This window comes from candidate division KSB1 bacterium (assembly GCA_022562085.1).
Lineage (GTDB): Bacteria > Zhuqueibacterota > Zhuqueibacteria > Oceanimicrobiales > Oceanimicrobiaceae > Oceanimicrobium.
Genome location: JADFPY010000127.1, coordinates 1 through 11,435, shown reverse-complemented (window position 1 = coordinate 11,435; position 11,435 = coordinate 1). Strand labels below are relative to the sequence as shown.

Annotated in this window: 7 protein-coding genes; 6 read left to right on the top strand and 1 reads right to left on the bottom strand. The window is 44.0% G+C overall.

What is annotated here, in order from left to right:
* Positions 1–162 precede the first annotated feature (162 nt).
* On the bottom strand, positions 163–585 hold the full coding sequence (locus IH879_11915; protein MCH7675642.1) for a BrxA/BrxB family bacilliredoxin: 423 nt from the start codon (positions 583–585) through the stop codon (positions 163–165).
* Between the two features lie 321 nt (positions 586–906).
* Between IH879_11915 and IH879_11910 the strand changes: the two genes are divergently transcribed.
* From IH879_11910 to IH879_11885, 6 genes are all read left to right on the top strand, one after another.
* The gene (locus IH879_11910; protein ID MCH7675641.1) at positions 907–3,420 is read left to right on the top strand and encodes a protein kinase; all 2,514 of its coding nucleotides are present in this window, start codon (positions 907–909) and stop codon (positions 3,418–3,420) included.
* Positions 3,410–5,092, top strand: coding sequence for a SpoIIE family protein phosphatase (locus IH879_11905; GenBank protein ID MCH7675640.1), 1,683 nt, complete (start codon positions 3,410–3,412; stop codon positions 5,090–5,092). Before IH879_11910 ends, IH879_11905 begins: the two co-directional genes overlap by 11 nt.
* A 63-nt stretch (positions 5,093–5,155) precedes the next feature.
* A complete protein-coding gene (locus tag IH879_11900; protein ID MCH7675639.1) occupies positions 5,156–7,198 on the top strand; it encodes a S8 family serine peptidase in 2,043 nt (680 codons plus the stop codon).
* A 32-nt stretch (positions 7,199–7,230) separates the two neighbouring features.
* Positions 7,231–8,151 (top strand): patatin-like phospholipase family protein, encoded by a 921-nt coding sequence (locus tag IH879_11895; GenBank protein ID MCH7675638.1) that lies wholly within the window; start codon positions 7,231–7,233, stop codon positions 8,149–8,151.
* 364 nt (positions 8,152–8,515) lie between these two features.
* Positions 8,516–8,902, top strand: a complete 387-nt coding sequence (locus IH879_11890) for a hypothetical protein (GenBank protein ID MCH7675637.1) — start codon at positions 8,516–8,518, stop codon at positions 8,900–8,902.
* 778 nt (positions 8,903–9,680) lie between these two features.
* On the top strand, positions 9,681–11,435 hold a 1,755-nt coding region (locus IH879_11885; protein MCH7675636.1), incomplete at its 3' end, for a TonB-dependent receptor.

Genomic DNA, 11,435 nt, shown 5'->3' with positions numbered 1-11,435 from the left:
TTTCTTTGGCGCAGTTGCTGCTTTTGTTACCCCGCTGTGCTGTGTGTTCGAGTGTTCAGGTGCTAATATCTTGAAATTAATCAACTTGATAAAATACGTAAACACTTTAACACCTGAACACGCTAACACTGTATATTGCCCGGTTGTTTAGGAAACGTTGCACTAGTTCTTCGAACAATGCTCCTTAAACGCTTCCATCAACCGACCGGCTACTTGCTCGGCATTGTGATTTTCAATTTGATGCCGCTCAATCATGGTGACAAGCTCACCATCTTTGAACAATGCCATAGAAGGTGAAGAAGGTGGAATGCCTAAAATATAACTGCGAGCCTGCGCAGTTGCTTCAACATCTTGCCCGGCAAACACCGTGAATAAGTTATCCGGTTTCGTATCACTTGTCAGCGCCAGGGCAATCCCCGGGCGGGCCTGACCGGCTGCACATCCGCACACTGAATTGACCAACAATAATGAAGTACCTTTTGCGTTTTGCATGACTTCGTCTACTTCGGCAGCGGTTTTCAATTCTTTAAAACCGATGCCGGTGAGTTCATCTCGCATGGGCTGAACCATATCGGAATCGTACATTGTTTACTCCTTAATTTAATTCTGCAAAATGCCTGAATTAGCGTAAGTTTTAAATGCTATCCAAACATTTTTGGAATTAAAAGAATACAAAAATCGATGCAATTTATCAAGTAAAATTTTCCAATTGTAAAGTATTCGCAACATTTCTGTAAATAGCTTGACTATAAACCTGAAAATGGTAAGTTTTACGCTACTCGAGGGAAACTTCTATACCATTTTGCAGGCAGTTTTATATCGTTGGGTAATTCTTAGAAACGCTTCCTTTGATCCTCACTTGAAATTACCCCCCAAATTCACCCTTTGATTTCGCTCAGGATTTTTATGTTTCAAATTCAACGTTTGTTAAAGCCCGGGAATTTTCAAAAACGCTACCGTTTAGTTACAAGCATCGCTTGCATTCTTATTGTTGTGTCTTCCGGTCACCTGCAAGAAATTGATGAACAAGCTAACAGATTCTATAAAAAAGGGGTTCAGGCGAAAAGCCTGTCTGAAAAGATTAAATATTTAAAAAAGGCGGTTCAACTTGAGCCTGTTTTCAAAAAAGCGGTTTTTGAATTAGGTAAAACTTATTATCAGAAGGGCCACTACGAACAGGCGATTGTTCAGCTAACTCAAACTTTGCATCTTGATTCCGCCTCAAATAAATCTGTGTCGCCCTATCTCCGAAATGCTCACACTTTTTTTGCCGGCGATTTGAATGAAAATTCGCATTATCAACTGGCATTAGAAAATGTTGAACAGGCCTTAAAAATCGATGAGAAGTATGCGCCCGCCTTAACCGTCCTGGGATCGATTTATTTTAATTTAGGCGACTTTCCCGCCGGGATTTGGACTTTGGAAAAGTCAGTTGCGTTAAAACCGAATCAAGAATTTGCCTGGAAAAAACTCGGAGATTTATATTTGCAAACTGAAGAGTATGGCAAGGCAATTTTCGCTTACGAACAAGCTCTTCATATCGACCCAAAAATAAAGAATGCACAATTCGATCTTGAAACGGCCAGAAGAAAAAACAGCCCGGAAGCCTGGCTGGCCCGGGCGGATGAGGCCGTTGTAAAAAATGACCCCGATGCCGCGTTCAGAATTTTAACTAAGGCGAATTTTCTTTATCCCGGTGATGAACTTATTGCAGGTAAGTTAGACAGCTTAACGCGGGAGCATGATTATCAAAACGGTCTGACCGCTTTAGAAAACCGGCAATGGTCCATGGCTTTTGAGATTTTTCAAGGTATCGATGCGGAATTCAAGCAGACAACCTCAAAATTAGAGGAGGCGAAAGCTGAACTCCTTTTTCAAGAAAACGATTCGCTTGTCACACAAGAAGTCGTCGAAAAGCTTCAACCGGATAGTTTAATTAGCAGAACAAATGTATTTTCGAAAGAAAAAGATCAACCGGCTTCTGTTCAGCAAAGTGCGGGTAAACTTAGTCGACCCGAACCCGATCCTGAAACTTTGGAAGAACCTCTCAAAAGCGATTCAGTGGCCATATTATCCGGTACCGCTGAAGCTGCTAAATTGGAACCTTCGCCAGCCATTCCGGAAGATGAACCTGGCAAGGTTGCCAATTCGTCTCATTCTCCAAGTTTAGGCGAGTTTTCAGTTCCACCTGCGATAAAAGTGAAACCGCCAAAGATCATCACCATTCCGGAAGTAATCGGCATCACAGGCGGCATTCTTATATTGAGTTTTCTGGTGGTTAAGTTAAAGAATAATTTTAAAACAGCCACAATCAAGGGGAAACTCGGTCAAAATTTAGCGGTTTCAGAGACCGGGTTTGTTAGGGCCTTTGCCCGAAAGCGAGAATTATCAAAGCAAACGGAGGCATTGTTTCAGGATGAGGTGGCGTCTGACACACACGTATCATTTAATCCAGTCAAAACAAGAGAGATTGCGAAAAACGAAAATGATTTCGAGCAAACACCAGGGCCCAAGGCAAAACCCGGTTCCAGATTGCTGTCCTGGTTGGAGACAAAAACAATTTTGGGTGGTATTAAAAAAGTCCGGCGAATCGGCCGCTACATCATTGAGAAAGAAATTGCCCGGGGAACAATGGGGCGGGTTTACAAAGCCTGGGATCCAAAACTTGATAGAACCGTTGTCATCAAACAGATGGCTTTTGATTTTAGCGGAAGCTCCCCCGAATTTAACGATTTAAAAAATCGTCTTTATCGCGAAGCCAGGGCCGCTGGAAGGCTCAATCACCCTAACATTGTGACTATTTATGACGTCGATGAAGAGCACGGGTTTTGTTTTATCGTCATGGAATATTTAGACGGCGAAGATTTGCGGGTTCGTCTTGAGAGGCAGGGAAAAATTAAGTTAAATTCAGCGCTTAACATTTTCGGGCAAATTTGTGATGCATTGGATTATGCACATCGAAACGGCATTGTTCATCGCGATATCAAACCGTCGAATATTCTCATTACCAAAAATGATCATGTTAAGGTGGCTGATTTTGGAATTGCAAAACTGCCGCAATTAGGGACGCTTACTCAGACCGGTAATGTTTTGGGCACCCCGTTTTACATGTCCCCCGAACAAATCGAGGACCGTCATCTTGACGGCAGATCGGATATTTTTTCGGCGGGCGTGGTTTTGTATGAAATGCTGACCGGCGTCCGGCCTTTCGATGGCGACAGCATTCCGTCCCTGGTTTATAAAATCATCCACAAGATTCCCAACCCACCTTCAATGGAAAATGGCGATTTGTCTGATGGTATTGATCGTATTATCGAACGCGCCCTGACAAAAGATCCGAAAAAGAGATTCGCGACTGCTAAAGAGTTCTTCGAGGCGTTTGAGAAATTTCAGGGGGAAGCAGCCAGAGATGCTCTGTAAAGAATGCGGCCATAAAAGCCCTGCCACAAATTTAACCTGCGACACCTGCCTGGCAAAATTATATCTTGCAAAATTGACAATCAGCCTCGATTCCGGTCAGCACCAGATCCATTATTTATTGCCCCAGAGTTACAAATTAGGCCGCGGAGATGAGAACGAAATTGTCATTAGCGATCCATCGGTTTCTCGCTGCCATGCCGAAATCAAATTTGAAAATGGCCTGTTTTCTATCGTCGATAACGGTAGTAAAAACGGCTCCTTGCTTAATAATTCACATTTCAAACATCAAGAGCTGCACGATCTGGATTGCATTCAGATTGGCAATGTTTTAATGCACTTTCATGATGAAAACGGGAAAAGCACCCCAGGCCAATTAAGAACAGAAGAGTTCGTGCAAGAGGAGTTTTTTAAATTTGCCAAAACCCGCCGGACCGAAATCTCAACCGACGATGTTTTGCAAACAATGTTTGATTTGGCGCTTTCCTTAATTCATGCTGAGAAAGGGTTTCTTTTTGAGTGCAGCCATACAGGCAAACCGAAATTTAAATTCGGAAAGAACACAAAGGAGAAATTGGTTTCTGAGAATCAACTATCACGAACAGATCGGCAAATTATCGATGAGGCGATTAAATTGAGGGAAATGAAAATTGCCCTGAATGGCCGCGGTTATAAATCGGGAAAGTTGTCCCCTTGGCGGCGCATTGCGGTGCCCTTGGTTGCGGGCAAGAGTGGAGAATCACAAAATAGCGGAATGAGAAACGATGGTCTTTTAGGGGTGTGTTATTTTTTCAGCGAAGAAAAAAGCAAGCCTATTTCGGAAAGAAAACAAGAACTTTTACATGTACTTACTCATCAAATTTCCATCGCGATGGAAAACGAGATGCTGGTTACCGAAGCCAGAGAAAAAAGAAGAATAGGCCAGCAGCTTCTGGCAGCCAGACAGACACAACAAAAGCTGTTCCCAAGCGTCAGGCAAAAATCACAAGCTCTCCAGGTTGCCACTTTTTCCGCTCCGTTTGAAACGATTAGTGGTGATTATTTTGATATAATTCCTATTTCTAAATCTACCATCGCTATTGCAATTGGCGATATTTGCGGCAAAGGTCTGCCCGCCGCTCTTTTAGCCTCGACTGTGCAGGCGGCCATCAGTTCACAACTTGAGTATTCAACATCACCGGATGAAATTATTCGCAAACTGAACCGTCTTCTGATCAAAAGCACGGCAGATTCCATCTTCTTAACCTTGTTCTTTGGAATATTGGACATTGAATCCGGTATTTTGAAATATATAAACGCGGGTCATCCCCCACCGATTTTAGTCAGGGGGGATAATACAATCGAAGAGCTGAGTGCCACAACATTTGCCCTTGGAATTCTTGAGCCCGAGACGGAGCAGGAAAAGACCGTAAAGTTTGAGGTTCGTGATATTTTAATTATGTACACTGACGGTGTTATCGAAAATCAAAATGAAAACAAAAAGATTTACGGGCGCAAAAGATTACTAAAATTAATACAGTCCATTTCCGCGACTGGAAATATCAGAAGACGTAAATTAGAAACGATTCTCAAAAATATTGTAGAAGACCTGTCCGACTTTTCAGAGGAGAAAAAACAGCTAGATGATTTGACGCTTGTCGCGGTTAAAAGAAGAAAAAGTCAAAGGGCGCATTAATTCAGATTGTGATTAATGTGAGAATTAGTGAGTACAGGTATCTTTGAAAGTAGGAGGTATACGGTGAGTAAGAATCTTTTTTTTGTGTTATATTTCTTTTATTTAGCCAGCAGTATACGCTTATCGGCTCAGGAAGCCGCGCCGGAGAAATATTGGGTGTTTTTTAAAGATAAACAGGTTCAAGGTTTAACCAAAACCACTGAATTATTTGAGATCGCGAAATCCAAAATTTCTCCCAGGGCATTAAGACGACGAGCCAAGGTTCGAAAAGCCGATAAATTAATTGATAAACGCGATCTTCCTGTGAGCAGGGATTATTTAAGCAGATTAGAGGATTTGGGATACAAACCCGCAGTTGTTACAAATTGGCTGAATGGCGCAAGTTTTCAATTAGCACAGCTTGACGTTGAAAAATTAAAAAAACTTCCTTTTGTCAAAGAGATAAGACCCGTTGGCAGAGCCGCTAAGAAACCAACCCCGCATGATCTGAAATCACTGCCAATAAAACTCGAAAAGCCTGCAAATCATAATTTTGATTACGGTTTTTCTTTCACTCAAAATGAGTTAATAAATGTTCCAAAAGTGCACGATTTGGGAATTACCGGCAAAGGGGTGTGGATCGGAATGCTTGACACCGGCTTTAAACATACTGATCATGAAGCGTTTGAAAATCTAAACGTGATTGCGGAATTTGATTTTGTTAATAACGATAATGTTACTGAAAATGAAGGGCAAGACGATGACGGCCAGCATAATCACGGCACTCAAACTCTTTCGACAGTTGGCGGCTTTATGGAAGGAAAGCTCATTGGTTCGGCGTTTGGCGCCAGTTTTTTGCTGGCAAAGACGGAAATTCTCCAGGATGAAATTCCAGCCGAAGAAGATAACTGGGTCGCCGGAATTGAGTGGTTGGAAAACCAGGGCGTGGATATTGTCTCAAGTTCTTTGGGCTATTTGAATTTTCCGAATCAAAGTTTTTACTCACCGGCAGACATGGATGGCAACACCGCGGTTACCACAAAGGCCGCCGACATAGCTGTCAGCCGAGGGGTTGTCGTGGTCAACAGCGCCGGAAATGAAGGAAATGTCCCCTGGCGTATTATCATTGCTCCGGCCGATGGTGACAGCGTTATTGCTGTCGGGGCGGTTAATTCGGACAGCACTCTTGCCGGTTTTAGTTCTGTCGGTCCCAGCGCTGATGGCCGGATTAAACCGGATGTCGTTGCCATGGGTTCTAATGTCAGGGTCGCAATGCCGTCGACGGACAAGTTGACTTCACCGTATAACTTTAATAATGGGACTTCATTTTCCTGTCCTTTAACAGCAGGGGTTGCTGCGCTGGTGCTTTCAGCTCATCCGGATTTGACCCCGTTGGAAGTTCGGGAGGCTCTCAGAGTGACTGCAGACCGAGCCGCTAATCCGGATAATTCATTTGGCTGGGGCCTGGTGAACGCTTACGACGCAGTGCTGTTTCACGGAATGGCTTTCAGCAATTCACCCGTTGTGTCGGTAAATAATGACGGAAATTTAGAGGTTAAAATTAAAGTAGCTTCCAGGCTTGGAGTAGATCCAAATCAAGTTTCTTTAGTTTATGCCAAAGCGGACGGCAATTTTAACAAGGAAATATCAATGGTCAGGGGGAACGAAGTAAACGAATATTCCGCAACAATAACGGACGTTGCCGGGGAAGAAAAAGTAAACTTCTATTTTACCAGCGTTGACTCCAGCGGCGCTGAAGCCGTTTACCCCTTTAATGCACCCGACTCTTCATTCTCTTTTGTTGATCCAACCGTTTTCGTGGATACTGATTTAACTGAGATTCCCGAAAGCTTTGGATTAGCGCAGAATTATCCGAATCCTTTTAACCCGTCCACAAAAATTGTTTATAAACTTCCCGCAGAAAGCAGAATTACCCTAACCATTACAAACCTTTTGGGACAAACAGTCCGGACTCTAATTGACGATCAGATCATACCCGCCGGGCGGCACAGTGTCACCTGGGATGGCACAGATGATTTCGGTAATTTTTCTGCAACAGGGGTTTATTTTTACCAGCTTCAAACCGATAATTTTAGAGACATTAAGAAGATGCTGCTTATTCGATAGTAGCAAATGACTATAGGAAGATCAAACCGGAAATGAAGAAACAACCTAAAATTGCTTTGGCATTGGGTGGAGGTGGAGCTCGGGGTTGTGCACACATTGGCGCGCTAAAAGCCCTCGAACGGGAAAATATTCCAATCGACATGATTGTCGGGACCAGTATCGGAGCGGTAGTCGGTGCAATTTACGCCGACAATCCCGTCGCTTTTCACCTCGAAGAAAGATTCAAGAAGTTTCTAAAAAGCGAAGAGTACAAGAAAAGCGGCCTGGAATTATTCAAGCGCAAAGAACCGGCGGAGAACTTCTTTGGACAAGTAGCAACGAACATTCGTGAACGACTGGTTGTCAATTTAGCGCAAAGCAAAACCTCACTTGTCCGCGGAAACCGATTACAAGGATCAATGGATTTCTTGATTCCCGAAGGTCGAATTGAAAACACCAGAATTCCTTTTTACACCATAGCGTCAAATCTCCTGACCGGTGAACAGGTTGTTTTTAATGAAGGGGATATGCGGACCATTGTTGGGGCAAGCGCTTCTATTCCAGGTTTTTTACCTCCCTATCAATTCAATGGTTATCTACTGGTAGATGGTTCTGTGGTTTGTCCCGTACCTGTGGAACTGGCCAAAGAGAATGGCGCTGATATTGTCATTGCCGTTGATGTTGGCCAGAAGCTAAACGACAAACCGAAATTGGATAATGTTATCGACGTCATTTTTCAAACGCAGCATATGACCGCCCGTCATTATAATCTACACTTATTGGAAAAAGCAGACGTGGTGATTCGCCCCGATGTCGGCGAAGTCCATTGGTCTGAATTTAAGCTTTTGGATTATATAATCGAAGAAGGGGAGAAGGCAACGGAAGCGCTCCTGCCGGATATTAAGAATTTGATCCGTGCGAAGAGCGGCTGGAATAATAAGTTAATGACCGTCGTACAAAAAAAGATTGCTTAACTCAAAGTTTTGACTCATTCGTTTCTGATCTTCCTTGAAAACGACCCCTGGCCTGTGTGAGTCGTTCCCTCGAAAGTACCTCTAATATTTGTACCATTTCTCGCGTTTATAGATACCAATCCGGCTTCCGGGAAAAAAGCATTGTCGGTTGCTTCGAGCAAATTCGTTTCACCGGCCCAGAACTCTTGAATCCCAATGCCATTTAAAAAAACCGCGGTGGTAAATAGTCCCAGGGAATTAATTAAATAAGAAAGCCCTGTTTGCAGCGACTATCATTATTCTGTTGAATTTTTGAAAAAATGTGTTTAATTAATGTTAAATCTCAACATTTTTACTTTTTATGTGTAAAAAGAAAGGAGAAATCATGCGTTATTTATCTATCGCGTTCTTCTTGTTCGTAATAGGCATTGCTGCGTGTTCATCGACCGGTACTAAAGCAAAAAAAGGCCGATATTCTCGTGACCTTATTTCTGCAGAAGATATTAAGAGCCATAGCTCGAGTACTGCTTCCGAGATCATACAAAGATTGCGTCCAATATGGTTGCAGGGGCGCGGACGCAAAACATTCTTATCTGAAGATGCTTCCTACCCCGTTGTTTACGTCAATGGCAGGAAGTATGGCACATTAGGCGCACTATCAAACTTTTCTGCAAATGAAATCGTTAAGATTCGATTTTATAGCGCAGCGGATGCGACGACTAAATTTGGTACAAATCATCCAAGTGGGGTCATCGATATTATTCTGCGTTGACTTCATTGCATCGCTGGTGCCCCCAACTACATCTGCGCGTTCACTGTCTGGATGAGTCACATCGGCGATGGAACGGGCAGACCAAAGTCCAGTCCAAACATCAGCGTATTCATCGACAGGGTTCAATAATTTGAAACAAAAATAAGCTAGTTTCGATAGACTAAATGAATATCACTTATCTGCACAAAGAATCCAGAGAATAAACAGATACACGCGACCCATTTCGGCCAAAAGTTTGCACAAATCCTATGCAAATGTTTGCATGCAATAGACACTATGTCATAGAAGAATAAAAAAAAGGAGTTAATTGTAACTTACTGAAATATTAAGAAATTAGAAGAGGTAAAATCTAAGCAATTTAAAACTGGCACATCGTTGGCAACATTAATATTTGGTAAGATTTGAGAAATGTGAAACAGAATTGGTTTCCAGATTTCAGCAAAACGTCTTACTTCACCTCTCCTTATTGTCTAAGTATAGTTAGAACGTATTCTCATGACTTCATTTAAACTGGGGCCAGATTTCATTTCTCCACGTTCATGGTCACTCGGCTTTAGAATAGGTAAGTTTTCTAGGTTAATTTGATGTAATATTGTCTTGCGAATTGAGGTAAATTCACCTTAATTCAAAAAGCAGGAACGAAGGGGGTAAGAGTGAAAACATATCATACTTTTTTTAATTAAAGTTCACTAGTAAATTCCAACCCGCGAAGGAGGTGATCGACGCCTATCATTCTTTTCAACTAACCGGCACAATTAACAAAACAAAAGGAGGCATGATGAGGTACTTAAAGTTTAGTTTAATACTCGTTATTCTACTTAGTGTACCATGGATCGTACAGGGTCAGAATGGTACTGTCCAGGGAAACGTCAGGGATGCTAGAACCGGAGATGCGCTTCCGGGTGCAAACATCGTCGTTCTAGAGCTTTCGCTGGGCACTGCGGCGGGTCGTGATGGCGATTTTACCATTGATAACGTGCCCATGGGTACCCGCCGAATTGAAGCGCGATTTATTGGGTACAGACTCATGATCCAAGAAGTTATGGTATCGTTAGACGAGACCGTGACAGTCAACTTCCAGTTAGAGGAAGACGTGTTGTTGCTGGACGAAATCATCATAACCGGTACAGCCGGAGGGGCAAGAAAACGTGAAATCGGTAACAGCATAGCCGTGCTCGATATTAGTAAGATACACGAGCCGGTTGGCAGCGTTGACAATCTGCTCATGGGGCGTATTGCCGGCCTGAACGTGCAATTTGCAAGCGGACATCCGGGCTCAGGCGGTATGATTCGGCTGCGTGGCAATAATAGCGTGGCGATGAGTAACTCACCGCTGATTTACATCGACGGTGTTCGTGTTCGGGCTGACGCTTATCCTAAGAATGTTCCGCCCGTTGGGTTCAGTGGCCGTAGCACTGGTGCGGTTACCAGCCCGCTTAACGATATTAACCCCAATGATATCGAGCGCGTTGAGGTTATAAAAGGTGCTTCGGCTACCACCCTGTATGGTACGGAAGCCGCCGGTGGTGTGATTCAGATTTTTACTAAGAAAGGACGGATTGGAGAACCAATCTGGACCGTACAAATCGACCAGGGCTTCGACAGGATGTTAGAATACGGCACGAATGGACGCCCGTTTATGGGGTTGGATCCCTTCATTGATCTCGGTTACCGCCAGAAGTATTCCCTTTCGGTTGGCGGTGGCAGGGCAGGCATGCGCTACTATGTCTCAGGCCAGTTCAACGATCAGCAGGGGGTATTGCCGAACTCTGAACAACAGCAGGGCCAGGTGCGAGGTAATTTTGGCTTTAGCCCGCGGGAGAACATGCAGGTCAACATCACGACCTCGTTCACGAAGTCAAACGTGCAGAACCCTCCGGGCGGCAACAATGCCCATGGGCTGACCCTAAACGCACTGCGTGGCCGGGCCAGCTATTTCGGCGACGACTGGGAGAGTCCCGACTTTGTGTCCAACCTTGAGAAGCTGCTCGAGTATGAAATCACGACTGATGTTGACCGCCTTCTTACAGGCGCTGAAATAATCTTCGAACCTATCTCGAATTTCATCCATAAGTTTAACGTGGGATTTGACCGTTCTGCCATCGAGCTGCGCAACATACGGCGGTTCGGGTTTGTTCGAGCACAAGATGGAATTCTTTCCGTTGAGAGCTGGACCGGCGAAACGCTGACCTTAGAATATAGCGCTTCTTACGACTGGCGGTTGTCACCGGATTTTCGTACCAACCTGACGGTTGGCGGCCAGAAAGTTGATAATGATATAGTGAGTGTGCTGGCTTACGGCGAAGATGTGCCGCCTGGCGAGCCAACCGTATCGAGTGCGGCCATTCAGCTCTCGCGCGAGTTTCGCGAGAAAGTCGTCAACGCCGGCTTTTTCGGCCAGGCTCTGTTCGACTTCAAGAATAAGTATTTCCTGACCTTGGGTCTGCGTATCGATGGCAATAGTGCTTTCGGAGAAGATTTCGGATTGGAACGCTACCCAAAAGTTAGCGCTGCCTATGTGATCTCGGACGAA